This is a genomic window from Pseudoalteromonas sp. SIMBA_162 (assembly GCF_046535955.1).
Taxonomy (GTDB): Bacteria; Pseudomonadota; Gammaproteobacteria; order Enterobacterales; family Alteromonadaceae; genus Pseudoalteromonas; species Pseudoalteromonas marina.
Window position 1 is genome coordinate 1 of the sequence record NZ_JAWJBQ010000061.1, and the last position, 612, is coordinate 612.

A 612-nucleotide genomic window follows, 5' to 3' on the forward strand; every position below is an offset into this window, starting at 1 on the left:
TTTTTTACTCTAAACAATTGAACAAAAAAACCATAACGCCTTAATGTTTATACTACTGCATTACGAGTAAAACATTTCATTAATTTCTTCACACAATTTAGTTCGGTATATTATTGAGGCACGCAGCAGCTCAGCATCACTTTCACTGAGAAGTGGTGCTCGTGTTTTTTTGTCGTAACGTTCAGGTAGCTCCGTAAGTAGCTGCTCATGTAATCGTTTTATATCATCAAAAATTTTGACCGACTGAGAGAATAAAAAAATCTTACTGTAATCTGCTTCTTTTAACGAGGCCAAATATTTTAGTAAAATGACCTGTCGTGCCGTTTTATTTTTAAATGAATGCTCAATTTCAATTGCTGCAACAGAGCCATCTAGGAGTCGCACAGCACCATCCACAGTTCGTGTATCAGATAGGTTATTAATACGTTTAAATTCAGGCTCGGTAATAAACCCATTCCACATTGGTGCGTACGTTTCATCACTGTGGTAATTATGTATACCGCGCAGCATGACAAATGCATTAATCAGGTTATGCATTACATTGTTTTGATTGAACTGCAGAGCAGGGTTTCTATTCGCTCTAAAATGTATATCGATGCCCATTAACTCCTC

Annotated in this window: 1 pseudogene; it reads right to left on the reverse strand. The window is 36.8% G+C overall.

Annotated features, from left to right (window positions below):
- Positions 1–60 precede the first annotated feature (60 nt).
- Positions 61–612: pseudogene (locus R0J88_RS18700) on the reverse strand (hypothetical protein); the annotation flags it as partial.